Source organism: Mycobacterium sp. IDUB_37, from assembly GCF_055419245.1.
Window position 1 is genome coordinate 517,633 of record NZ_JBVAXG010000002.1, and the last position, 24,591, is coordinate 542,223.

A 24,591-nucleotide genomic window follows, 5' to 3' on the forward strand; every position below is an offset into this window, starting at 1 on the left:
GGAGAGATCATGGACGTCGCAACGGTAGTGCAAGCGGTGCGAAAACGCTGGTTGGCGGTCGCTCTGATCACGGGTGCGCTGGGACTGCTGGCAGGCCTGTTCGGCGTGCTCAGCCCGCCGACCTACACGGCGACTGCCGAGGGGCTGCTGACGGTGACCTCGCCGGAGAGCCGCCCGCCCTACACGCTGGCCAACGGCTCGCAGTACATCCTGGACAGAATGACGAGCTATGCCCAACTCGGCAAGACCACGCCTGTGCTGACCCCGGTCGTCAACGATCTGCACCTGCAGGAAACTCCGCTTACTCTCAGCGGCCGAGTGACGTCGAAAAGCCTTGCGGACAGAGCCGTTATCGAGGTCAGCGCGGAGTACAGCGATCCGTCGACGGCGGCCCGCATCGCGGACGCCACGCTGACGCAGATGGGTCAGGCCATCTCGCGCATCGAAAACGGCAATATCAAGGTGACGGCGGTGGGACCGGCGACGGTGCCCCAGAGCAAGTCGAACCTTGGCGTTTTCGTTTACATCACGGTCGGTGTGGTGGCTGGACTGGTCATTGGAATCGTCGTCGCGGTTGGTCTGGAGTTCATGCGCCAGCGCGGTGGATGGCGGTCGATCCGGCCGCAGTCTTGATCTGCGGACTCAGTCCTAACACCGAAATCAGTACGATCCCACCTATGGGTGGTTGGAGGATGCGGTGAATCAGTTGCAGGTGGTCCTGCAGCTGTCGTCGATGGTGCCGCCGGCCCGGTACGGCGGTGCAGAGCGCGTTGTCGGCTCATTCGGGGAACAGCTGGAGCAGGCCGGTTTTGAGGTACACAACCGGGGCCTGCGGGCTCGCGGGTCTGACGGCAGCGCGACACCGTCGGCACACCCGATCAGCAATATCTTCTGGCCATTCGACGGTGACCAACGCGGCTTCGTCCCGCGGGCCCTGTGGCATGCTTTGGACACCCTCGCGCTACTGGCCCGCAACACCGTCGAGGAGATTTTCGACGAGATCCGTCCCGACGTGTTGGTCAGCCACAACCTGCGCGGCTGGGGTTATGCGCCCTGGGTGGTCGCGGGCGAGCGCGGTATCCCGATCGTGCACGTCGTTCACGACTACAGCCTGTTATGCAACGCGACCACGCTGTGGCACGGCGAGATTTCCGACGACGTCTGCCGGATGTGCCGACCACGAGTGCGCGCCACCCGACGGAGGTGGCCGGGCGGCCAAATCGTCGGCGTGTCAAGGGCAGTGGTGGCAGAGCATGCAAAGCGGGGATTGTCCGCCTTCAACGACGCGGCCATCGTCCACCCCACCGCGGCCGCCACTCGGGTGGCCGGCTCGGGTCGGGATCGCACCGCTGGCCCGCCGTCGACCATCGGTTACCTGGGCCGGTTGACCGACGCCAAGGGCGTGAACGTTCTTCTTGCCGCGCTCGCAGACACCGGCAAGCGTCTGATCGTGGCCGGTGAGGGCGAACGTGCATATGTCGACGGACTCAAGGCACGCGCGCCTGCCGGCGTCGAGTGGCGAGGGCAAACCGACCTGGCACCCTTTTTCGACGAGATCGACGTCCTCGTCGTCCCGTCGGTGTGGCTTGAGCCGTTCGGGTTGGTGGTCGTCGAGGCGGCGCGGGCCGATGTTCCGGTGCTGCTCGCTGATCGCCCGGGCATTGTGGAGGCCGCGCGCGCATCGGGTGCACGTCACATGATCTTCGAGTCGAACAGCGTTGTGGCGCTTCAAGATGCACTCGAAAAGCCGTTGAGCGATTATCGAATCGATTCCGCGCCAGAGCCGCTGACGGATATCGCCGAAGTTGTCCGTGGCGTGATGTCGGAAAGGCCGAAAACTTGGTGAAGCGTCTGCCCTTGGCGGTACGCCGAATGTTCTTGTGGCTGTTAGTTGCTGCTGCTTTGATGGGCGTCATCGCGGTGTTGCCGATAAAGATCCTGGAGCCGGCCCAGCTTGGTATGTGCGTTGATATCGCCAACGCCGACCAGGAGACGGTGAATCGCGAGTTCGACCTCATGACGGCCATGAACGTGAAGTGGATCCGAGCCGACTTCGACTGGTCCTGGCTGGAATTCCAACGCGGGCACTTCAATTGGGACTACCCCGATCGCGTTGTGCATGAGGCGTCGGCCCACGGGATGAAGGTGGTGGCAATTCTTGCCTACACGCCGGAGTGGGCACGCCCTCCGGGTACCACCAGTCATGTTCCACCCGTGCAGATTTCCGACTACGCGAACTTCGCAGCGGCAGCGGCGGCACGCTACGGTCCGTCGGGCGTCGTATGGGAAATCTGGAATGAACCCAATACCAGTGACTTCTGGCAGCCGCGCCCCGATCCCAACAAGTACGGTGAGTTATTCAAAGCCGCGGCGGGAGCGATTCGCGCGGCCGATCCCAGCGCCACCGTGCTGACCGCGGGACTCACGCGAGGAGCCGATTCCGCCGATGGCAGGACAGTCTCCCAAACGACGTATCTCGAGGCGTTGTACAAGAACGGCGCCGCCCAGCTAGCCAATGCGATAGCGATTCACCCCTACAGCTTCCCTTGGCTGCCGACCGAGCGTCCGCCTGCGTTGGTCGGCGGATTCAATGACCTGCCCGAGGTGCACAAATTGATGGTCCGGCACGGGGACGGTGCGAAGAAAGTCTGGATCACCGAATTCGGCGCTGCGACCGGCACAGTGCTGGGCGCAATGTCGGCGGAGGATCAAGCCGCGACCATCTTGCAGTCGCGTCGCCAGGTGCAATCGTGGGATTGGGCAGGTCCGCTCATCTATTACGAGCTTCGCGACGCCGGTGACGATCGCAATGATATCCAGCAGAACTTCGGTCTGATACGCCGGGATTTCAGCCTGAAGCCAGCGGCCAAAGCGTTGCTGGACTAACGGTTTCCGGTCAATCCTCGTTCCGGAAGGAGATTCCGTCGGTCTGCAGAAGTCGGCCATTGATCGGGTCTGCAACAATCGGCATCAGCCCGGTCAACGAGAAGCCCATCGAGTACGCCAGATCGAATGCGTCGCGAATCAGGATGCTGCCTTCATAGAGCGCCTTCAGCGACAATTCGAGTTGCATACCGACGCAGCGCTCAGCCAACGTCGACTTGCCGCCGGCAAGGAACGTTTCCTCATATCCCTGAACGTCGATCTTGACAAAGGCCAGTTCGGCAGGTCCCAGAATTTCTGGCGCCAGTGAATCAAGTCGGCGCATGGGTACCTGCTCGGTGCCGACATAGTTCGCGGCCGGAAAGGCGTCACGGTGACTTCGCAGCATCGGCGCTTTGCAGAATTGAGAACGGTCCCGCCAGTGGTTCGAATGACACGATGCGGCCCTGGTACGCGGACCAGCGCAGATCCGCGCCGTATTGCCCCGCATTGGCTCCGATATCCAGCACCACATCAACGTGACGCGATTGGAGTTGCTTGACGAATTGCCGATTCCAGTCCAGGGCAGGGTCGTACCGCGACACATCGATCCCGACCCGTCGTGCTACTGAGCGGGCTCGGCGCAGCAAACCCATCGCGCAATGCTAGCCGCGACTCTGCCGACGGCCCGCGGTGGTCAGTGCGTCTGAACTGCTGCTTCGAAGGCTGCCGGCTTGCGCAACCGCACCCAGGCGTAGGTGGTGAGATACGGGTTCCGGCGACGTGCCGCCCAGGCCGAGACTCGATCGTCGACCCGCCGCAGCACACCGACGTTCTTGAAGTAGTCGTGCCCGTAGAACGGACGGTGTTCGGCGACGATGAAGCCCAGCGCAGTGAAACGGCGCAGCATGCGCCGCGATGGGCCGCGGCACATCGAGTAGTAAGCCTTGAATTTGGGCTTCGCCCGTGGATCGTATCGATTGAGTAGCACGTCGCTGACCCAACCGGGGAGCACCCGGTTCACGGCGAAAATAGGGTGGTACAGCGTCGGGAACATGTGAATCGCCTCGCCGCCGGGGCGCAGCAGCGCAAGGGTGTTTCGATGCATCATCTCGCCGTCGCGCATATGCTCTGCGGCCGTCCGGGACAAGATGAAGTCGAATTGGTTTCCGACTCCGATTACCCCGGGTTCACACAGATCCGCCACCAATGCGTGGAATCCCTCAGGGAGGAGTTCTAGTTCAGTCGCATCCACATCTACGACGGTGTAGTTGACTCCGAGTTCTTCGATCTCCGCAAGCGAGAAGAGCGGGTCTCTGCCCGCGCCGATCTCGCAGATGTCTTTGCAGTTACCATTTCGGATCAACTCGGCGCAGACGTTCTTGAACTGGTCCCACATCGCTGAGTGGTGCAGGCCGGGGGGATAGGTCGCCATCGTGCACTCCTATTTTTCTTCGCTGAAGATTTCTCGACGGTGGGTATTGCGCATCATCGCGTCACACCCAGTAGCTTTCGGGCCCGGTTCCCGACGCGAGCCGTGCGGCTCTGCCCGTTACCGGCAGGTATGCGGTTCAATTCGTCGCCTTCGCGCTGGGTGTTGGTCTCAAAGCGCCGCTTGAACTTCAATATCGGGGTCTCGAAGTAGTGGAAGCTCAGGTAGCCGGCGATGATCGAGGTGACAATCGTCGCTACGAACAGCAGCAGGCCGTCGTGCAGGTGGAGGAACTTGCTGATCGAGTTGGCCCCCAGCATGTGCAGCAGATAGACGCCGTAACTGATCACCCCGACGAATGCCAGCGGCCGCCACTGCAGCAGCGGGTGCAGCGGGGTGCGCTCGAACAGGCAGACGCTCACCACGAGAGACACGATCAACACCTGAGTGAGCTGCTGCTGCGGGGCAAACGCGAGGACCGTCAACAACACCACCGCGACGATCGGCGCCGACCAGCGGCGGCCGAGAATGCTTGCCAGTAAAGCAAATCCGCGCGGAGTGCTGACCGCGAGCGCGGCGGCGCAGGAGAGCAGGATAGACAACGACATGCTCGATGGAATCCGGCCCGGCAGCACCGATGTGTCGAGTACGAACCGCGATCCTTGCGAGATGATGATCAACACGCTCAATGCCACTAACGGAGCCCAGATCTTCCGCCGCCCGATCGCCAGAGCCGCGATCAGCAGGGGTGGCCACAACAAGTAGAACTGCTCCTCGGTCGCCAGTGTCCAGGCCAGGTAGAACTTGTCGCCCTGTTCGACCACCCAGTTGGAGGTGTAGGTCGCGAATGCGGGGAGGTGGTGGATGAATCGCTGCTCCACCTGGTCGTCGTGCCGCGACGAGATGAACGTTGTCCCGATGCAGAGCAGCAGCGTCGCGTAGTAGAGCGGGAAGATGCGCAGTGTTCGTCGAATGTAGAACTTGCGCAATGAGATTCGTTCGTGCTTGTTGTACTCGCGGATCAGCAGGGTGCAGATCAGGAACCCGCTGATGGCGAAGAACAAGTCGGGCGCAAAGTCGCCTCTGCTGGAGATCGACGGACCCGGCCTGCCGGACGTGTGGTGCCAGATCACCGCGATGACACTCAGCGCGCGCAATCCATCCAACGCGTCGAAGCGGTGGATCGCGCTGAACCCATCGAAAGTGGCCTTACCGGCCGCAACGTCGGCCGCCCGCTTCGACTTGCCGGCGGCAGCGCGGTCCGGCGCGGGCGCCGCGCGTGCGGCTCCTGATTTTTCGGCAGGCTGCGTCGACTCGTTCTGCGCCGACTCGTCCTGCGGCAGTATTTTCTGCGACAAGATCTGTTGTTCCCCCACGGTTTGTCAACCGCCTATCGTCCCGACGTAACTAAACGGCCCCCCTGTTTAGAGACTTGAAGTTCGGGTTACCCACAGCCCGGATTTTACAAACGGTATGTACACCCCGTAAATCGGTGCATGGTGGGTATGTGAGGACCCCGGGCGCGGGAGGCGGGGTGCACGCGCTGCGCCAACCACCTGGCCTGCGCTGGAAGGCTGAGGCGGGTAGATAGTGATAGGTGCCAGAATTTCAGAGCGCGCCGGCGGGTTGCGTCGCGCCTCGGCGGTCGCCAAGGAGTCTGCGTCGATGACCAGTGAACCGCGGGACGGGGAGCCTGCCACGGCCTTGCCGGCGACGAAGGCCGCCGTCAAAACGGCCCCACCTGAACGGGACGCCACCATTGATGTCGCCCGGGGTTTCGCCGTGTTCGGCATCGTGCTCACCCACGTTCTGCGGGGCCTCAATGCCGGACATCTGCTTGGCCAGAACTCGTGGTTTCCCGAGGTCGACAGGGTGCTCTGCATCTGGGAACTGAGCGTCTTCGCATTCCTTAGCGGAGTTTTCGTGGCCAAGTCGCTGAGAAAACGTTCCCTGCAGACCTATCTGCAGGAGCGGACGTGGCAGCTCCTCGCCATCTACGTGATCTGGACCATCCTGCAGGGCTCGGTCCAGCTGATGGCGTCCCATCTTGTCAACAATCCGAGCTCGATGGGAATCCTGTTCAGGTTCTGGGCACCCACCGGCCAGCTGTGGTACCTGCCATTCCTGGCGATCGCCACGCTGGTCTTCGTGCCGTTGCGGCCGTGGCAGTCTGGACGCGCGCCGTGGGTCATGGCCATCGCGACAGTGATAAGCGTCGCATTGTGGGGACTCGACCTCGGAATGATCGGGACCCAAGGGCTCGGGCTGATCCTCTTCCTCGTCGGCGGAATGATCGTCGGTGTCGACCGGTTGCAGGACCGCCTGCGGTCCGTCCCGTCCGTCGCAGCGGGCTTGACGGGGCTCGCGCTGTTCGCAATCGCTACGTTCATCGCCGTCTGGACACACGCCACGCCGCCGACCGCCGGATGGGCGAGTCGAACCGTCGCGACGGTGGCGGTCGGTGTCGTGCTGTCGGTCGTGATGTCTGCCGCAGTGCTCTTATGCTCGCGGGCGGCGCGGTCTTGGTCCGTCCTTGCCTTCTGCGGTCGGCGATCGCTCGACATCTTCCTGGCCCACATCATCATGGCCTCCGGGTGCCGGATCGTGCTGGTGATGCTGGGAGTGCACTCGGTGCCCGTGCTCGTCGGCGCCTGTTTGATGACGGGGATCTTCGGCTCGCTTGCCCTGTCGACCGTGTTGCGTCGGGTGGGCCTGGCATGGGTCTTCGACGGTCCGAAACTGCCCACCCGACGCGAAAAGCGCGATCGCCGCGGTTAAGGCTTGCGCCGGTTAGCGCGCGCCTGCCCGTGATCGGTGGGTAGGCTGCTGAGACTCAGTGCGGAGTGCGTCGGCCTTTTGTTGCTACGGCTTCAGAGGCCGGCTGATTTTTTGCCAGTGTGGCGTTTGTTTTCAGCCCGGTTGGGGAGGACAGTACTCGTTATGGGCGAGCTCGAATCGTTGGGTCGCACGTGGGATTCGCTTGGTAACTCCAATCCAATGTGGGCGATTCTGACTACGTCGGAGAGTGAACACTGGGATCCGGAAGAGTTCTTTCGCACCGGAGAGCAGGAAGTCGCGACCGAATTCGCATATATCGAGTCGTTTGACGTCGAACTAGGCCAGGGAAAGGCCCTCGACTTCGGTTGCGGCTTGGGTCGACTCACGCAACCATTGGCTGATCGATTCGATGAGGCGGTGGGTGTCGACATCGCCGCGAGCATGATCGAGGGGGCGCGGGCCGCCAACACGCGCGGATCAAAGTGCCAGTTCGTCCTCAATGAACGCGATGACCTCTCAATTTTCGCAGACGAGACTTTTGATTTCGTATTCAGTCTTCTCGTGCTGCAACACATGCCGCCGTCGTTGTCGGAGCGCTATATGCGCGAATTTGTCCGGGTTCTGAAGCCAGAGGGAATCGGTTATTTCCAGATGACCGAATACTCACGGAATCCGGTGCGGCGATTTCTGATGAAGCATGCGCACGTGGAAACCGTGTTTTGGCTGCTGCGACATCGCAAGCGCCCCCCGTTCAAGATGCACGGGCGCGACCTCGACGAGATCGTTGCAGTGCTCAGCAGCAGCGGAGCGGACGTGGTGGGTGTTCAATCGCGGTCCTACGGACGGAAATTCTGGCTCGATCACCGGATCCTGCTGAAGAAGCGCGCCGCGAACTGAATCACGCGGCCTTCTGCGTCGTGCCGTCAGCAAACGTGCCGCCAGATCGTCGGCAACCGACGGTTGGTGCCTTGACCCGGTCTTGACGACGACAGTGCCGCTGCGTCGGGTAGTGCGCCGCTGCGGACTCAGGCAACTCCGCTGGCAATCGGCGGCCGGCGGCACTACCACCAAGCGAACACTTATCGTTGAGATATTCACCTATTAAGCAATCCGCTTTCGGTGATTTCTGCAGCTCAGAGACTTGCAGACGATAAAGTACTCAATAATTCCGTCAATCTCACCCATCGAGCCGTTCGTGTGGTGGATACTGTATTGCAGTCGGCTCAGCAACGATGCCGTGTGAATCCGCACGGGGGTCGCTTATGTTCACAGTCTTACTCGACACCACAGATCTCAGCGAGGCTGAGGCTGTGCTGAGCGCAAACTTTTCGAAGATGCGACTCCAGCGGTTTTGTGACGACGACTCGTCGACGCTGCACCTCGAGCGGTCCTTCATCGGGTCGATAGGCCTCAATGTCGCCGACTACGGCCTCACCTTCAGCTATGAGATGGATCCCCCGGAACGAATCCTGCTGTGTCGCGTGGTTTCTGGCGGTCTGGAGGAGCGAGTGGAGGGCGGGCATACGACGTTCGTCCAGCCCGGCCAGGTGGCCGCGTTGGGTGCACTCGACGGGCTGTACTACTCAGGGCGAGTTCAGCGTGGTCAGTACGACCAGCTCGTCATCGAGCCCAGCCTGCTGGGTGAAGTAGCCGTCGGTCCTGCCGGCAGCGATGAGCCGGTGCGGCTGACGGGGGCGACTCCGGTCTCGCCTGCCGCCGGCAGGCACTTGTTCGACACCATCGGATTTTTGAGACGAGTCGCGGCCGACGGTTATCTGGACCAGAGCCCGTTGCTCGCCGCAGGGCTGGAGAGATACGTGGCGACGGTATTGCTGACCACCCTGCCGAACACGGCGAGTTTGGAACTGTCCACTCAGGACCAGCAGGACAGCACTCCGCTGCTACTGCGACGCGCGATTGCCTTCATCGACGAGAACGCGCACACCGATGTCGCGCTGACCGATATCGCCTCGGCTGTTTTCGTCTCGCCGCGGGCGCTGCAATACATGTTCCGAAAGCACCGCGGCTGCACACCGATGGAATACGTCCGCCAGGTTCGCCTGCACTACGCCCATCTCGACCTCGTCGCCGGGGACCGGGCCACAACGACAGTGAGTGAAATCGCGCGGCGTTGGGGATTTGGACACATGGGGCGTTTCTCAGTCTACTACCGGGAGAATTACGGGGAGAGTCCGCACGTCGCGCTCGCGGCCGACTGATCATCGCTTACGGCAGGGATTCGTCTGTGGCGCAGCGACTTTGAAGCGCCCTGTAGGCGAGGGCGTCGAGCTGAGCGCAGCCAGACCCGCGGCCCGTGGGCCAAAATCGGGCAGTCATCGTCAATGTTGTCGGCAGCGCCGACCACGCTCCGCTTATCTGTTACGTAACTGCTGTCCGACGAATGAATTCACGCGACTAAAATGAACAACGATGACTCGGGTGCGGGCGGCATGAGCAGCAGGGAAGACGAGCTGGATCGTCTCGTTGGTGATGCCGAAAAGGTGCGCAAAGCCTACGAGGACGTGCCGACATGTCTAGGCGCACTGGAGGGGCCGCAACACATTCTCACCGCATGCAATGCTGCGTTCCGCGCATTCCATCCGCGGGCGGTGCGGGGCCTGCCGATCTCCGAGTTCGCGCCCGAACTCCGCGGTCAGGGCGCGATGACGATGTGGGATCGCGTGTATGAAACAGGTGAACCCTTCAGCGTTTCCAACTTCCGGGTGCAGGTGGATCTTGACGGCACGGGCATCCGGGAGAGCTTCCTCAACATCACCGCCGTCCCGCAGCGCGCCGCCGACGGCACCATCACCGGCTCCTCGTTCGTCCTGACAGATACCACCGAACAGGTCCGGGCCCGGATCGCCGCCGAACAACGCGCTCACGAGATGACTGGACGCTATGAGTCCATGCGGGACTCGGCGACGCTCATGCAGCGCGCGTTGCTTTCGCCGTACGTGCCGGTATTGCCTGGTGCGGAACTCGCCGCGGGATACCTGGTCGCGACACAAGACACGGCGGCCGGCGGTGACTGGTTCGACGCGCTCAACGACCCGGCTGGGCACTTGGTCCTGGTTCTAGGTGATGTGGTCGGGCACGGCGTTGCGGCGGCCGCGGTAATGGCGCAGTTGCGGACGGCGGTCCGAATGCAGTTGAGCGGCGGGGCCGGGATCACCGAAGCCCTCGAGGCGGTGGATCGGTTCTCCTCGGAAGTGCCCGGCGCGAAGTCCGCCACGTTGTGCGTAGCACGGTTGGACACGGTGACCGGCGAATTCGAATACTGCACTGCCGGACATCCGCCGCCGCTGGTGATCGGGGCCGAGGGTACCGGCTATTACCTCGAGCCAACCGGGGCCGGCCCACTCTCGAGCGGCTACGGCTTCGCCAGCAAGTCATCGCATTTGGCGGTGGGCGACGTGGCGCTGCTCTACAGCGACGGCATCATCGAACGACCGGGCCGCGAAGTAAGGTCCAGCAGCGTCGAGTTCGCCGAAGTGGCGACCCGGGTCCTGCGCAGGGAAGTATTTCCACTCGACTTGGCCCAGCCGGCAGTGCAACGCCTTTGTGCGCAAGCGGTGGAAATCATGGTGCGCACCACCGGCTACAGCGATGACGTCACTCTGCTCGCGGCCCAGCGGCGAACCCCGCCACCGCCGCTGCACGTCGACCTCCCCGCCGTGGTCACCTCCGAAGGCGCCTTCCGGGTGCGGCTACTCGACTGGCTGATGATGGTGGGCGCCGATGCCGCGAACATGCGGCCGCTGGTGCACGCCGTCAACGAGTTCGTCGCCAATGCCATCGAACATGCTTATATTGCAACGCCTCCCGCAAACGTGACGGTCGACGCGGTACTGGGTGATGACGGGCGCGTGCGGGTTACCGTCACCGATGTGGGCACCTGGAAGCCCCCGTCCACCGGTCGTACGAACAGGGGCCGTGGCCTGCCCATCGCGCATTCGCTGATTCCGGACACGGTCGTCAAGCACGGGCCTGGCGGTACCACCGTGACCGCGACCCATCGACTGACCCGAGCCGCACACATCGTCACCGACATTCGCATTGCACCGGGCACGCCACATGCGCCGACATCGACGACGTTCGATATGGACGTCAGCGCGCACGGCGACATCCTGGTTCTCGGCGATGTCGACACCCTGGCCGCGCCTGCGCTTGCGGCGGTCCTCTCCTCGCGCAGTCAGGGCGGGACCACACCCATTCGCGTCGATTTGAGCGCGGCCACCCATCTCGGCTCGGCCGCGGTGAGTGTGCTCGCTGAGGCGTGCGCGCGCGCCGAGCGGCAAAACAGCAGCTGCACCCTGGTCGCCGTACCGGGCGGCGTCGCGCACCACGTGCTCTCCCTGGTGGGGTTGCCGACCGTGTACGAGCGCGTTACGACCTGACTGACCGCGCGACCGCTAGCCTTTGCCGAGCGAAATGAGTTCGGGTGCAATGGGTTTGGTTGCATAGGTGCGAGCTCCCGAAGAAACCGTCAGCACGATGCGCGGTGGTTGGACCGCGGCGGTCTCACTGCCCTCGCCGGTTTCGTCACTTTCGTCGCCCTCGTTGCCCCCGTGGTCCTGGCTGTCGGCGCCGCGAGCGAATCGGTGCGCGTGCTGCAACTCGGTGAGAAACACCGCACTGCCGCCCGGCGGTATGACATGAGGAAAATCGGCGCCTCCGACGGGTTTCGCGACCGGCATCAGGGATGTGCCGTCGGGTTCGGAGCGGATCGCCCACCCCGCGACGTGGAAGGGCGAACCTCCGGCGTTGGCGACTTTGACGCCGATGATGAGCGGAATCCCCCCGACCTGCTCGGCGGTGTCCAGCAGAGACCCGCGGACGTCGCCGCTGGCGTCATTGGTCACCAGTCCCTCGGGCGTCAAGCGTCCGACCACCGCTGTGAGTTTGGGCCGCGGCCGTCGGCGCAGGAATATCACCACTTGCCACCCCAGCGACGCCGTGGCGAGCACGGTGGCGATCAGGCCAAGAACGAACCCGGCGACGCTCATCGAACACCCCAGTTGTCGACCATGTGTCAAAGCTACTGTGTGAGTCCAGCCCAGCGGCCGACCGCGGGTCGCGCGCCGCGGATGCCCGAAGATAAGGTGCTGGTGGGACGACATCCGGCGCGAAGTCTGATGAAGTACATAGATTCAGCTGAACATTCGCCAAGACAAGCGTGGCCGGGTCCGAACCGTAATAATTCGTCCCTACTGTCGGGGCCATGAGCACGAAGTACTACCTGCAAAAGGTCCCCGTCGAGTCCGTAAAGCCCGGGTATTCGCTGGCCATCCGCGATGCCGGTAAGTATCGCCTCTTTCAGGTTCGGAGTACGCACACGTCTGCGCGCAACGGCCGACCCGCGCTGATCAGGTTGACCTCGCGGGCCGATGCCGCGGCCGCCACCTGGGTTCTCGACTTCGAACCGGGAACGCCCGTCGTCCGGTTGTTCGGCATCTGTGAGGCCGCTGCGTCTTAGGCGGCTGGGTTCGCCGTCGGGCCCTATTCCGGCTTGGTGGCGGTGACGAACTGCAGCGCGCGTTGTGTCTGCTGTTCGACGTCGATCAGACCGGCGGAGGAGAACAGGTCGACGAAGGCATCTCCGTCGAACATGGTGAGTCCGATCAGGCGAGCCGTCGTATTCAGCGCAAGACTGATCGGCTGTGGTTGCCCGGTGTAACTGGTCAGGATGGCGATCCGGCCACCGGGACTGAGCACCCGAACCATCTCGTGAGCGATCCGGAACGGCTCGGGCATCAGATACAGCGCGCCGAAACAGCAGACAGCGTCAAAGGTTTCGGCTTCGAATGGCAGGTCGCGGGCGTCGCCGCGGACGTAACAGGTCCGCGGCCCGTTGTTGTCCTCCACGGCGCGGGTCAACATCGGCTCGGAGATATCGAATCCGACCGCGAGACTGCCGGTGGACAATTTCTCGGACAGTGGCGCCGTGAAATTGCCTGGCCCGCAAGCAACATCGAGTAGGCGTTTTGCACCGGGCAGGTGCAGCGCCTCGGCGGCACGCCGCTGCTCTGCCTGCGTGGTGACACCGCTGGCGAGATAAAACGACGTGGGACGCCACAACTTCTCGTAGACGGTCGCCACCAGCGGGCTGTTCATCGCGAGCTGAGCAAACGTGGGAATCGGCGAGGACGTCGATGCGCCCAATACATCAAGGTAGCCGTGCCGAAGCACGGCCGGCTTGCTGAGCAGACCGCGAGTCAGCTCGACTCGGTCTTGGTTGTCGATCATTGCGGGTCCATTTCGGGAGTCCTACGTGTGACGGGCGACTTGTTGCCAGGCTAGTGCGCCGGGCCGCCTGCTCCTTGCAGGGGCGGCGGGCAGCGCCATAACCTGAGTCCGATCAGACCGTGGAGGGATGGCCGATTTGACCGGCGTGGGGGTCGAGGATCTCGCGGGCATGGACATCTTCAAGGGATGTCCAACCGAGGATTTGCTGTCTCTTGCCGCGCACCTTTCCCCGCTGCGCGCCCCTGCCGGTCAGGTTCTGATGCGACAGGGCGAGCAGGCGGTGTCGTTCCTCCTGATCGCATCCGGCAGCGCCGAGGTCATCCACGCCGGTGACGACGACACGGTGATCGTCGAGTTGGCGGTGCCAGGCATGATCGTCGGCGAAATCGCTTTGCTGCGTGACATCCCCCGGACCGCGACCGTCACCACCGTCGAACCGCTGACCGGGTGGGTCGGCGGCAAGGACGCCCTGGATCAGATGGTGCACATTCCGGGGATCATGGAGCGGCTGGTGCGCACGGTCCGGCAGCGCCTGGCCGCTTTCATCGCGCCGATTCCGGTGCAGATGCGCGATGGGACGCATCTGTCGTTGCGCCCGGTCCTGCCCGGTGACAGCGAGCGGACGGTGCACGGACACATCTATTTCTCCAGCGAGACGATCTACCGGCGATTCATGTCGGCCCGGGTTCCCAGCTTGGCGATGATGCACTACCTGGCCGAGGTCGACTACGTCGATCACTTCGTCTGGGTGATGGTCGATGGCAGCGACCCGGTGGCAGACGCGCGCTTCGTGCGCGACGACAAGGATCCGACCGTCGCCGAGATCGCCTTCACCGTGGCCGATGCCTACCAGGGCCGCGGCATCGGCACCTTCCTGATCGCAGCGTTGTCCGTCGCCGCGCGGGTGGACGGCATCGAAAGATTCTCGGCGCGAATGCTTGCCGACAACTTGCCGATGCGCACGATCATGGATCAGCAGGGCGCGGTCTGGGAGCGCGACGACATCGGCGTCATCACCACCGTCATCGATGTGCCGCGGGATCCGGGCTTAGGGCGTGAGCTGGAAAAGCAGATCAGGCAGGTCGCCCGGCAGGTGATCGAGGCGGTGAGCTGATCAGAACGCCAGCTCCCGCGGTGCGAACCGGGACGTGACGTTGCCGATCAGCGATTCGTCGTACGGGTCGATCGCCTGTGGTTGGCCACCGTCGGTCACGTCCAGACCGTTGAAATCGACCCAGATGACATTCGGGCTCGTGGTGAGTTCGAAAAAGTAGAACCGGTTCGTCAGGTCGGTGACCGTGCGGTACTCAGTGTTGTAGATCCCGAACTCGCCGTACGGCGCGCCGAACGGCACCGAGACATTGCGCATGATCGCCATCACCCCGGCCACCGCCTGGCGGGTGGTCTCGGGCTCGGGCAACAGCGCAAGGTAGTACGCCGCGCGCTGAAACCGGTCCACCGGGTTGACGTTGCCGGGCAGCGGCAAGTCCCGACTCGGATGTGAAAAGTCTTGTTGAGCAAGCAGTTTCAGTTGCTGATCGTAAGTTGGGTCGTTGGTCATCAGGGTGTACTGACGGCCGTGGTGCACGATGATCTCGCCGTGGTCCAGCTCGATGATCGCCGAGTCGCCGGTGCTGTCCTCGACGGCCAGGTGCAGGGTGGCGTCGCGCCCGTGGGCACCCACCATCACCAACTGGACTCCGTCCATCAGGTGCAACGCCTCGGAGACGGTGGCGGCCTGGTCGAGCAGATATTGGGCCCATAACCCGGTGTGCAGCCCGGGTTTTGCCGGGTCGCGGGGGCCGACATCGGTCGACTGGAGGTACAGGGCGTGCACGCTGAGGCCGGCCTCGTTGAGGCCGTCGACCGTGCCGATCCCGTACACCGTCGTCACCAGGCTGCCGTAACGGCTGGTCCAACGCAGTGGGTTGTCGGCGACTACCTCAACGCCGGCAAGCGATCCGCCGTCGCGAACACGCCCGCGGGCGAAGGCCACGATCAACGGCTCGGTGGACTCCGGCCAGTCCATGCTGCGGCCGGTCAGAACGGGATGGCCGTCGGTGTTCCACAGAACTCGCGTGCACACAGGCGCCAAGCTACCCGACCCGGCTTCGTTGTCGTGATAAGAACTCCGCATGCGGCCATACTGGATTGGCCCTCTGTGGATTGGCCCTCTGTCGGCCATGCTGCTGGCGGCGTGCGCGCAGCCGCCCCCGCCCGCGAACCCTTCGTCGTCGCCGTCGGCATCGTCCGGGCCGTCGACGCCGGCCCGGACGCCAACTGCCCGCGCCACCGGCATCAACCCCGCCAACATCAGGCGGGTCGGTCGTGAGCTGCCGCCCGGCTACGAGGAGACCAACATCGCGCGTGCGTCTTCACCCCGGGCGATCTGGGGACTCGGCGCGGACCCGGTGGTGGATCCGCCGCAATGTATCGCGCTGGCCGACCCGGCCGCCGGTGGCGATCAGCCTCCGCAGGGCGTGTCCGGGTCGGGGCCGGGTGGCATCCTCGACGCGGTCGTCGTTCCGGTTCCGAAGGGTCCGGTGGTACTGGACCATGAAGTGGTGTCGGGCTGCTCCCACTGGCAGTTGACCGCCGGACGCACCGTCGTCGGCGTCGATCTCATCGACGCACCGCACGTTGACGGCGCACAGACCGTCGGCATGGTGGCCGACATTCGGGCGGCTGCCGAATCGACCAGCGAAATAGCCTCGCGGGCATACACTTTCGTCGCGTATCTGGGGGATTTCTACGCGTTCACCACGCTGACCACCGATCCCGGTTCGATGCTGCCGCCGTTGCCGGCGCAGTTCGCCGCCGATCTTCTGGTCAAAACGGTCTCGACGTTGCGCGGCTGAGGATCTCGGTTGGGTAGATTGGCCACGGTGTTCAAATTGGTGCTCGCCGTCGCAGCGGTGTCCGTGCTGGTCGGCTGCTCCCCGGGCGCCAATTCTTCGCAGTCCACGAAGGGCGACATCGCCAAGGTCGTGGATCTGAAGTCCGGTTTCGGTCCGGAATTCAAGGTCACTGACGTCACCCCCCGGGTGATCGATCCGCAGTTCTTCGCCTCGCGCAAGCTGCCGGACGGGCTGACTTTCGACCCGGCCAACTGCGCGAAGGCGGCGTTGGGACCGGAGATGCCGCCCGGCCTGGAAGGCAACATGGCGGCCGTTTCCGCAGAAGGTAACGGCAACCGTTTCGTGGTCATCGCGGTGGAGACCTCCAAAGAGTTGCCTGTCACCGACCCCGGGAAGGACTGCGCCAGGGTCGGGTTCTCCGGGGCCCAACTGCGTGGCGCCATCGAGGTGGTCGACCCGCCGCACATCGACGGAACGCACACGCAAGGCGTGCACCGGGTGTTGCAGGCGGTCGTCGACGGGGCCGCTCACACCGGTGAGCTCTACGACTATTCCGCCCAGTTCGGCGACTACCAGGTGATCGTGATCGCCAATCCGCTTGTCGTTCCGGGGCAGCCCACTGCGAAGGTCGACACCCAACGTGCGCGCGACCTACTGGTCAAGGCCGTGGGCGCGGTCCGGAGCTAGTCAGCTGTTCAGCGCACGTCGCGTGGGCGGAACTGAATGCTGATGCGCGGACCCGCGGCCGTGGCCGTCTTGGGCACCGAATGCTCCCAGGTGCGTTGACACGATCCGCCCATCACCAGCAGATCGCCGTGTGCCAGCGGCAATCGGAGGGACGGTCCGCCGCCACGGCGCCGCATGGCGAAGGTACGGGTGGCGCCGAGGCTGACGATCGCGACCATGGTGTCCTCGGAACTGCTGCGACCGATGGTGTCGCCATGCCACGCGACGCTGTCGGAACCGTCGCGGTAGCAACACAGTCCGACGGTGGTGAAGGGTTCGCCCAGTTCGCCGCCGTAGATGTCGTTGAGCCGGCGGCGCAGCCGGGTGAGCTGCGGATGCGGCGGGTCTCCGACCGTCAGGTCATGGAAGCTCACCAGGCGGGGGACGTCGACCACCCGGTCGTACATCTGGCGGCGTTCGGCTCGCCACGGCACGGTCTTGAGCAGGTCTTGGAGCAGGCCAAGGCCGTCGGCCGGACTGTCTTTCAGCCAGTTTGCCCGGATGTCGATGAAGGCGCCTTCGCCGAGGTGTCGGCGCTCGTTGTGCTCAAATAGCGAGCCCTGGACCGCGATCGCCACAACCGAGAGTCTATCGCACATCAGTTCGATCGATCGGCGTGTGACGCGCCCGTTGGGCCCGGCGACGCTACGGTTTTAGCTGTGGGTGTCGAGTGGGGAACCAATTCCGAGGTGGGTGCCTTGCGGGTTGCCATCCTGCACCGCCCCGGCGACGAGTTGCGCCGGCTCAGCCCGGGCAACAGTGACCAGCTGTTATTCGATGGGCTGCCCTGGGTGTCGCGCGCCCAGGACGAACATGACCAGTTTGTTGAACTGCTGCGATCACGCGGCGTCGAAGTGCTGTTGCTCTCGGAGTTACTGACGGAGGCGCTGCATCACAGCGGGGCTGCCCGCATGCAGGGCGTGGCCGCCGCCGTAGACGCGCGGCGGCTTGGAACGCCATTGGCGCAAAGCCTTTCGGCATATTTGCGGGGCCTTGAACCGGCGGCGCTGGCAGACGTGCTGACGGCAGGCATGACGTTCAACGAACTGCCCGCCGACACCCGCACCGATGTCTCGCTGGTGCTGCGCATGCATCACGGGGCGGACTTCGTCATCGAGCCCTTGCCGAACCTGGTGTTCACCCGCGATTCGTCGATCTGGATCGGGCCGCGGGTGGTGATTCCCTCGTTGGCGCTGCGGGCCCGGGTTCGGGAGGCGTCGCTGACCGACATCATTTACGCCCATCACCCACGGTTCACCGGTGTGCGCCGGGCCTACGAATCGCGGACCGCTCCGGTAGAAGGTGGTGATGTGCTGTTGCTCGCCCCGGGCGTGATCGCGGTGGGGGTGGGGGAGCGGACCACGCCGGCCGGTGCAGAAGCATTGGCGCGCAGCCTTTTTGACGACGATCTCGCGCACGCGGTGCTCGCGGTGCCGATCGCGCAGAAACGCGCGCAGATGCACCTGGACACGGTCTGCACGATGGTCGACACCGACACGATGGTGATGTACGCGAACGTCGTCGACTCGCTCTCGGCGTTCACTATCCGGCGCACCCCCGATGGCGTGACGATCAGCGACACCGCACCGTTTGCGGACGCGGCCGCCCAAGCGATGGGTATCGAGAAGTTGCACGTGATCGACACCGGGCGCGATCCCGTCGTCGCCGAACGCGAACAGTGGGACGACGGCAATAACACGCTGGCGTTGGCTCCCGGGGTCGTCGTGGCCTACGAGCGCAACGTCCAGACCAACACCCGCATGCTGGAAGCCGGCGTTGAGGTGCTCACCATCGCCGGCTCCGAGTTGGGCACGGGTCGGGGCGGGCCGCGGTGCATGTCATGCCCGGCCGCGCGGGACGCCCTCTAGTTTCTTGCCGTCAAGATTGCCGCCACGGCTGTGGTGGGGCCGGATTTGCAGCCCAGTGGCAATATCGGCGGCGAGTTACCGCCAGCTGGGCAGCCAGATCTCCATGTCCCAGGTCTGCTGCGAGATGGGCAGTCCGGTCAGCACCGGGAACAGCCAGGCGAAGTTGGTCACCACCAGCGACACATAGCAACAGACAAAGATCAGCCCGAGTGTGCGCCGTTCCTTATTTTGTCGGGGCTGGTGCAGGATGTCGCCGAGGATCAGCGCGATCGCCATCGCCAGGAACGGTCCCATCGTCGCGGCGTAGAAGAAGTACATCTGCCGGTCGATCTCGGCGAACCATGGCAGCCATCCGGCGCAATAGCCCACCCAGACTACGGCGTAACGCCAGTCGCGCCGGACGAACATTCGCCAGGATGTGTACAGCAGGACCGGCACCGCCAGCCACCACAAGGCCGGAGTGCCCACCAGCATCACGGCTTTGACGCACGATTGTCCGCCGCAGCCGGCAACGTTGTTCTGGTCGATCGCATAGAGCACTGGCCGCAACGACATCGGCCAACTCCACGGTTTCGACTCCCAGGGGTGGTAGTTGCCCGCGGAATTCGTCAGCGTCGCGTGGAAGTGGAAGGCCTTGGTGGTGTACCACCACAGCGAGCGAATCGCGTCGGGAAGAGGGACGACGCTGTTCGGCCCGATGGTCTGGCCGACCTGGTGCCGGTCGATCGCGGTCTCGGACGCGAACCACCCCGCATAGCTGGCCAGATAGACGGCGAACGGAATGACCAACAGCGCGTAAGCCGCGGGGAAGGCATCGCGTCGCAGCGTCCCCAGCCAAGGTCGCGGTATCTGGTACTGACGGCGCGCGGCCACGTCGAACGCCAGCGACATGACGCCGAAGAACGCGATGAAATACAGGCCGGACCACTTGGTCCCGAAGGCCAGTCCCAGCAGCACCCCGGCGCCGAACCGCCACCAGCGCACACCCAGCCGCGGACCCCAGACCGTCTCGGCGGCACGGCGCTCCACAAAGGCCTTGTGCATGCGTTGACGAACCTGATCGCGGTCGACGATGAGGGCGCCGAACGCTGCGACTACGAAAAACGTCAGGAAGCCGTCCAGCAGCGCGGTCCGCGCGGTGACAAAGCTGACGCCGTCGCAGATGACTAGCAGCCCGGCGATCGCCCCGACCAAGGTCGACCGGCTGATCCGACGGACGATCCGCGTCACCAACACCACCAGGATCACCCCGAGCAGCGCACCGGTGAATCGCCAACCCAGCCCGGAGTAGCCGAACAGGGCCTCACCGATTGCGATCATGTGCTTACCGACCGGGGGGTGGACGACCAGGCCGAACCCGGGGTTGTCCTCGACCCAGTGGTTGTTGAGCACCTGCCAGGCCTGCGGCGCGTAGTGCTTCTCGTCGAAGATGGGCGTGCCGCCGTCGGTCGGCGAGCCTAGGTTCAAAAATCGGGTGAATGCCGCGAGCGCTGCGATGACGGCGGTGACAATCCAGCCTCGTGTCCGGTCCAGCGGGCCGAAGTCGGCGATGGGCACCAGCGGTACAGGGCTGATGACGAATGTCGCGCGGTCCGGCGAGGCGTTCGCGGTTCCCTGTTGGGATCGCGCGGTCGGGCCGTCCGGAGCGGGGCCCTCCACAGCGACAGAGGTTTGTTGGGGCGGGGCGGTCATCACGTCGATCGTAGGCTGTCGGTCATGACAACTGGGCGCCTGCTGTTGGGCGCGACGCCGTTGGGCCAGCCCACGGATGCGTCGCCACGCCTGATCGAAGCGTTGACCGCCGCGGATGTGGTGGCGGCGGAGGACACCCGGAGAGTGCGGAATCTGGCCAAGGCGCTTGATGTCCAGATCGGCGGTCGGGTGCTGAGTCTGTTCGACCGGGTCGAGGCCACCCGGGTCGCCTCACTCGTCGACGCAATCGGCTCGGGTGCCACGGTGCTGATGGTCAGCGACGCGGGCATGCCGATCATCAGCGATCCCGGCTATCGACTGGCCGCTGCGTGCATTGCGGCCGGCCTGCCCGTGCAATGCCTGCCCGGGCCGTCGGCAGTCACGACCGCCCTGGTCGTCTCTGGTCTGCCGGCCGAGAAATTCTGCTTCGAGGGTTTCGCCCCGCGAAAGGGCTCGGCGCGCCGGACCTGGCTCAGTTCGCTGGTCGACGAACGGCGGACCTGCGTGTTCTTCGAATCGCCACGTCGGCTGGCCGCATGTCTGCGCGACGCGGTCGAGCAATTGGGCGGTACCCGTCAGGCCGCTATCTGCCGTGAGCTGACGAAGGTGCACGAGGAGGTCGTGCGCGGTTCGCTGGACGAACTGGCGGCCTGGGCGGCCGGTGGGGTGCTCGGCGAGGTCACCGTCGTGTTGGCCGGCGCGAGCGCGACCCCGCGCGCTGACCTGTCGACGCTGCTGACCGACCTGGTCGCCGAGGTGGAGAACCTCGTTGCGGGTGGCATCCGCATCAAGGATGCGTGCAGCCATGTTGCCGCCGGTTACCCGGAGGTACGCACGCGCCAACTTTACGAAGCCGTGCTGCAGTCACGCCGCGAAGCCGAAGAGCTGGATCCCGAGTAACGGGCAGCGTAGGCCGACTCTCGCGATCGCGAGGCCGGCGATAGCCGGGCGCGGTGGGTCGCGACCATCGGGCGGACTGTCGCGATCGCGAGGCCGGCGATAGCCGGGCGCGGCGGGTCGCGACCATCGGGCGGACTGTCGCGATCGCGAGGCCGGCGATAGCCGGGCGCGGCGGGTCGCGACCATCGGGCGGACTGTCGCGATCGCGAGGCCGGCGATAGCCGGGCGCGGCGGGTCGCGACCATCGGGCGGACTGTCGCGATCGCGAGGCCGGCGATAGCCGGGCGCGGCGGGTCGCGACCATCGGGCTAGGTCAGAAGCAGGGCGCTCCAGGTATCGGGCAGATCGGCGGGTGCGGCGGCAGGGCCGGCGCAGGCAGTGCCGGTAGTGCGGGCAAGGCCGGTGCGGGAAGCGCAGGCAGTGCCGGCAGTCCACCACCGGCCGCGGCGGCAATCGCCGGCAGCGCGGCGGCCACTGCGCCCGGGTCCACCCCAGGAATGGCGGGCAGTCCTGGTAGGCCTCCGCCTGTCAGTGCGGGCAGCGCCGCTGCCAGGATGGCCGGGTCGACCGCGGGTAGGCCAGGCAGCCCAGGCAGTGCAGGCAGGCCGGGCAAGGCAGGCAGGCCGCCGGCGGCCAGTGCGGGCAGCGCCGCCGCGATGATGGTCGGGTCGATTCCCTGCAGGCCACCGCCGAGCGCGGGCAGCGCTGCTGCCAGCATTGCGGGGTCGAGGCCCGGCAGCGGCGGCAGACCGGGGATGCCGGCAGCCAGAGCGGGCAGTGCCGCGGCGATGATCGCCGGGTTCACCCCAGACAGGTTCGGCAGACCTGGGATGCCGCCGGCCGAGGCCAGGGCGATCAGGTCGGTCGGCGAGACGCCTGGCAGACCCGGCAGACCGGTGGCTGCCAACGGCAGCAGGCTGGCCGCCGAAATTCCTGGCAGACCCGGCAGGCTCAGACCGGGCAGACCGCCGGCCCCAGCCAGCGCGATCATGCCGGCGGGTGAGATGCCAGGTAGACCCGGCAGGTTCAGGCCCGGCAGCCCGGGCAGGCCGGGCAAGCCCACACCCGGCAAAGCCGCCGCGGTGGGGAGGATGGATCCAGGCAGCAGCACGTTGCCAATCGAGCTACCCGCGCCCTGCATTGCCGGCAGCAGACCCGAGGACTGCAGCGCGTTGTAGGCAAGCACCACATAAGTGACGGCCAACGCGCCTGACGTGACGGCGCCGGAGACGGAGTTTCCGATCCCGATCAAGCCGTTGACGACCGAGTAAGCCGTGTTGACGCTGTTTGCGCCGTTCGCCAGACCGCCCAGGCCACCCAGGTCCATACCGGGGATGCCTACGCCCGGAATGGAGCCGATGCCGGGAAGCTCGAACTGCGAGGGATCGTAGGCGCCGGGATCACCGGCGTCTGTCGGCGGCGCGCTGGCGGGCGGCACGGTCGAGTTGGCTCCGTTTGACGACCCGGGCGCCATGCCGGTTCCGCCTGATCCGTTCCCGTTGGACGTGCCCGGGGGGGTGTAGGCCGCAGGTTCAGGTTGGCCGGGCTTCGGGGCCGGCGAAGGCGCCGGCGCGGGGGGCTGCTCGACCGGAGCGGGTCCGCGGGCTGGTATCGCCCCAGACGGCTTGCCCGTCTCCGGCATCAGCACCGAAGCGAGCTTGTCGCACTGCTGACCTGCGGTGCAGGTGCCGCCGGGCAGCGTCCTGGTCTGGTTAGAGACCGTCAACGGCGCAACCGCCAGTGCGCCACCCAACACGGCGGCAGCCGTAGCGCCAACGATCGCGACTCTCATGGACTTCCCCTCTCGGACCCTCTCGCATCTGCCAGCAGATACGACGTGTCGATGGCTGAAGTTTAGGTGGCGCAGAAAGTTCATGTGGGCTTTCGGCAAAAATCGCCCAGGTTCACACGTTTCCTGAGAATTTGCTGAGTTAACTGACCCGACTGGCCGTGACGGCGGCAGGCAGACCCATGATCGGGGCAGCTTTATGCAGGCACTCTTGCCATTCGGAGTCCGGATCGGAGTCTGCGGTGATGCCGCCGCCAACGCCCAGCACGGCGTTGCTCCAGGGGTCGAATTCGACGGTGCGAATCGCGACGTTGAGTTCGCAGCCTGCTATCGGAGAAGTCAAACCTATTGTGCCACAATATATTCCACGTCTGCGCTGCTCCCATTGTGAAATCAATTGTCGCGCACGGATTTTAGGTGTTCCGGTGACCGATGCCGGAGGGAAGGCGGCGTCGAGCAGGGCCGACATCGGCAACTCGGGAGGTACTTCCGCCGACACGGTCGAAACCAGGTGCCAGACGCCCGGGGCGCGACGGACCACCAGGAGTTCGGGCACCGTCACCGTACCCGTAATCGCCACTCGGCCAAGGTCATTGCGAACCAAGTCCACGATCATGATGTTTTCGGCGACTTCCTTCGGCGATGCCCGCAACGCCGAAGGCCAGGCATCAAGCGGGAGCGTTCCCTTGATCGGGCTGGACGCCACCAAGGAGCCGCGACGGCGCAGGAAAAGTTCCGGGGACAGCGACGCCACCGCGCCCCATTTGCCGGCGATATAGGCGGCCCGCGCCGGAGAAGTGCGGGCCACACCTTCGACGAAGAAATCCAGCGACGATCCCACGACAGTGCCGGTAAACTGCGCGCAAACGCAGGCCTGGTAGACCTCGCCGGCGGAGATCGCCTCCAAGCAGGACAGCACACCGTCACGATGTGCTGACCGATCTGCCGACTCCCATGTGATTTGGCACGTCGGTGCCGTTCTGCTCACCGGTGCTGCCAACGAGTCGGCCAACCAGGCGGGCATCGGGGCGCCCGACAGGCTCTCGAACCACCACTGTCCGTCCCGGTCGCGGCGCAGAACACAGTCTGTCCAACCGCCGGCCGCCTCAGGAATCCGGTGCGGTAGCCCGTCAAACCCCGCGTCCGGGTAGGACAGATAGCCGATCCAGCCGCCGCCCACCGGCCTGAACTGCGAATTCTTTCCCTGATCGGTGGTCTGACCCGACCCGCATGGCGTGCTGAACACCTCGTCGACGGCAACAGGCTGCACTGACACGCTCGGCGCGATTACGGCCAGCGCGCCGAACCATTCGCCGGTCAGCGCGGCCGGCGGCGGCAGCCCGAGTCGACTGGTGGCGCGGCCGACGGCCCGCAGCACTTGCGGGGGGCTGCCCAGATCGCCGAGTCGGTCCGTTCGCACCGCCCTAGCTTGACAGA

General features: G+C 64.9%; 22 protein-coding genes and 1 pseudogene. 13 read left to right on the top strand and 10 right to left on the bottom strand.

Annotated elements, in window-relative coordinates:
* Nucleotides 1–9: 9 nt before the first annotated feature.
* From ACZY1I_RS09040 to ACZY1I_RS09050, 3 genes are all read left to right on the top strand, one after another.
* Nucleotides 10–633: a YveK family protein gene (locus ACZY1I_RS09040; RefSeq protein WP_463754012.1), complete on the top strand. Its 624-nt coding sequence runs from the start codon at nt 10–12 to the stop codon at nt 631–633.
* A gap of 64 nt (nt 634–697) precedes the next feature.
* Nucleotides 698–1,846, top strand: coding sequence for a glycosyltransferase (locus ACZY1I_RS09045; protein WP_463754013.1), 1,149 nt, complete (start codon nt 698–700; stop codon nt 1,844–1,846).
* A complete protein-coding gene (locus ACZY1I_RS09050; RefSeq protein WP_463754014.1) occupies nt 1,843–2,886 on the top strand; it encodes a cellulase family glycosylhydrolase in 1,044 nt (347 codons plus the stop codon). Before ACZY1I_RS09045 ends, ACZY1I_RS09050 begins: the two co-directional genes overlap by 4 nt.
* A gap of 10 nt (nt 2,887–2,896) precedes the next feature.
* On the opposite strand, the pseudogene ACZY1I_RS09055 reads toward ACZY1I_RS09050, so the two are convergent.
* The 3 genes and pseudogenes from ACZY1I_RS09055 to ACZY1I_RS09065 all read right to left on the bottom strand — a co-directional run bounded on the left by ACZY1I_RS09055 (nt 2,897) and on the right by ACZY1I_RS09065 (nt 5,670).
* Nucleotides 2,897–3,518, bottom strand: a pseudogene (locus ACZY1I_RS09055) (FkbM family methyltransferase).
* A gap of 41 nt (nt 3,519–3,559) precedes the next feature.
* Nucleotides 3,560–4,297 (bottom strand): methyltransferase domain-containing protein, encoded by a 738-nt coding sequence (locus tag ACZY1I_RS09060; RefSeq protein WP_463754015.1) that lies wholly within the window; start codon nt 4,295–4,297, stop codon nt 3,560–3,562.
* 53 nt (nt 4,298–4,350) lie between these two features.
* Nucleotides 4,351–5,670: an acyltransferase family protein gene (locus ACZY1I_RS09065; protein WP_463754016.1), complete on the bottom strand. Its 1,320-nt coding sequence runs from the start codon at nt 5,668–5,670 to the stop codon at nt 4,351–4,353.
* A gap of 289 nt (nt 5,671–5,959) precedes the next feature.
* Between ACZY1I_RS09065 and ACZY1I_RS09070 the strand changes: the two genes are divergently transcribed.
* From ACZY1I_RS09070 to ACZY1I_RS09085, 4 genes are all read left to right on the top strand, one after another.
* Nucleotides 5,960–7,072: an acyltransferase family protein gene (locus ACZY1I_RS09070; protein ID WP_463754017.1), complete on the top strand. Its 1,113-nt coding sequence runs from the start codon at nt 5,960–5,962 to the stop codon at nt 7,070–7,072.
* Nucleotides 7,073–7,291: 219 nt separating this feature from the next.
* The gene (locus ACZY1I_RS09075) at nt 7,292–7,969 is read left to right on the top strand and encodes a class I SAM-dependent methyltransferase (protein WP_463754352.1); all 678 of its coding nucleotides are present in this window, start codon (nt 7,292–7,294) and stop codon (nt 7,967–7,969) included.
* A 365-nt stretch (nt 7,970–8,334) separates the two neighbouring features.
* Nucleotides 8,335–9,291, top strand: a complete 957-nt coding sequence (locus ACZY1I_RS09080; protein ID WP_463754018.1) for a helix-turn-helix transcriptional regulator — start codon at nt 8,335–8,337, stop codon at nt 9,289–9,291.
* A gap of 201 nt (nt 9,292–9,492) precedes the next feature.
* Nucleotides 9,493–11,472, top strand: a complete 1,980-nt coding sequence (locus ACZY1I_RS09085; RefSeq protein ID WP_463754019.1) for a SpoIIE family protein phosphatase — start codon at nt 9,493–9,495, stop codon at nt 11,470–11,472.
* Between the two features lie 15 nt (nt 11,473–11,487).
* Here ACZY1I_RS09085 and ACZY1I_RS09090 read toward each other — a convergent pair whose 3' ends face one another.
* Complete coding sequence (locus ACZY1I_RS09090) at nt 11,488–12,081, bottom strand: hypothetical protein (protein WP_463754020.1); 594 nt, start codon at nt 12,079–12,081, stop codon at nt 11,488–11,490.
* A gap of 215 nt (nt 12,082–12,296) precedes the next feature.
* Between ACZY1I_RS09090 and ACZY1I_RS09095 the strand changes: the two genes are divergently transcribed.
* Nucleotides 12,297–12,551, top strand: a complete 255-nt coding sequence (locus ACZY1I_RS09095; RefSeq protein ID WP_463754021.1) for a hypothetical protein — start codon at nt 12,297–12,299, stop codon at nt 12,549–12,551.
* Nucleotides 12,552–12,574: 23 nt separating this feature from the next.
* Here the strand turns inward: ACZY1I_RS09095 and ACZY1I_RS09100 are convergent, their stop codons facing one another.
* Nucleotides 12,575–13,321, bottom strand: coding sequence for a class I SAM-dependent methyltransferase (locus ACZY1I_RS09100; protein ID WP_463754022.1), 747 nt, complete (start codon nt 13,319–13,321; stop codon nt 12,575–12,577).
* Nucleotides 13,322–13,448: 127 nt separating this feature from the next.
* On the opposite strand from ACZY1I_RS09100, the gene ACZY1I_RS09105 reads away from it, so the two are divergent.
* Nucleotides 13,449–14,435 carry a GNAT family N-acetyltransferase gene (locus ACZY1I_RS09105; RefSeq protein WP_463754023.1) on the top strand — a complete coding sequence of 329 codons (987 nt, stop codon included), beginning with the start codon at nt 13,449–13,451 and terminating at the stop codon, nt 14,433–14,435.
* Here ACZY1I_RS09105 and ACZY1I_RS09110 read toward each other — a convergent pair whose 3' ends face one another.
* Nucleotides 14,436–15,407 (bottom strand): linear amide C-N hydrolase, encoded by a 972-nt coding sequence (locus tag ACZY1I_RS09110; protein ID WP_463754024.1) that lies wholly within the window; start codon nt 15,405–15,407, stop codon nt 14,436–14,438.
* A 49-nt stretch (nt 15,408–15,456) separates the two neighbouring features.
* Between ACZY1I_RS09110 and ACZY1I_RS09115 the strand changes: the two genes are divergently transcribed.
* Together ACZY1I_RS09115 and ACZY1I_RS09120 are read left to right on the top strand one after the other, a co-directional pair.
* Entirely contained in the window at nt 15,457–16,179 is a 723-nt protein-coding gene (locus ACZY1I_RS09115) for a DUF5642 family protein (protein WP_463754025.1), read from the top strand.
* 27 nt (nt 16,180–16,206) lie between these two features.
* Nucleotides 16,207–16,866, top strand: coding sequence for a DUF5642 family protein (locus ACZY1I_RS09120; RefSeq protein ID WP_463754026.1), 660 nt, complete (start codon nt 16,207–16,209; stop codon nt 16,864–16,866).
* Nucleotides 16,867–16,874: 8 nt separating this feature from the next.
* On the opposite strand, the gene ACZY1I_RS09125 is transcribed toward ACZY1I_RS09120, so the two are convergent.
* Nucleotides 16,875–17,483, bottom strand: a complete 609-nt coding sequence (locus tag ACZY1I_RS09125; RefSeq protein WP_463754028.1) for an alpha-ketoglutarate-dependent dioxygenase AlkB — start codon at nt 17,481–17,483, stop codon at nt 16,875–16,877.
* Between the two features lie 81 nt (nt 17,484–17,564).
* Between ACZY1I_RS09125 and arcA the strand changes: the two genes are divergently transcribed.
* A complete protein-coding gene (gene arcA / locus ACZY1I_RS09130; RefSeq protein WP_463754029.1) occupies nt 17,565–18,773 on the top strand; it encodes an arginine deiminase in 1,209 nt (402 codons plus the stop codon).
* Between the two features lie 75 nt (nt 18,774–18,848).
* On the opposite strand, the gene ACZY1I_RS09135 is transcribed toward arcA, so the two are convergent.
* Complete coding sequence (locus ACZY1I_RS09135; protein WP_463754030.1) at nt 18,849–20,465, bottom strand: dolichyl-phosphate-mannose--protein mannosyltransferase; 1,617 nt, start codon at nt 20,463–20,465, stop codon at nt 18,849–18,851.
* Nucleotides 20,466–20,489: 24 nt separating this feature from the next.
* On the opposite strand from ACZY1I_RS09135, the gene rsmI reads away from it, so the two are divergent.
* Entirely contained in the window at nt 20,490–21,365 is an 876-nt protein-coding gene (gene rsmI / locus ACZY1I_RS09140) for a 16S rRNA (cytidine(1402)-2'-O)-methyltransferase (protein WP_463754031.1), read from the top strand.
* A gap of 313 nt (nt 21,366–21,678) precedes the next feature.
* On the opposite strand, the gene ACZY1I_RS09145 is transcribed toward rsmI, so the two are convergent.
* Complete coding sequence (locus ACZY1I_RS09145) at nt 21,679–23,157, bottom strand: hypothetical protein (RefSeq protein ID WP_463754032.1); 1,479 nt, start codon at nt 23,155–23,157, stop codon at nt 21,679–21,681.
* Between the two features lie 139 nt (nt 23,158–23,296).
* Nucleotides 23,297–24,574 carry an aminodeoxychorismate synthase component I gene (locus ACZY1I_RS09150; protein ID WP_463754033.1) on the bottom strand — a complete coding sequence of 426 codons (1,278 nt, stop codon included), beginning with the start codon at nt 24,572–24,574 and terminating at the stop codon, nt 23,297–23,299.
* Between the last annotated feature and the right edge of the window lie 17 nt (nt 24,575–24,591).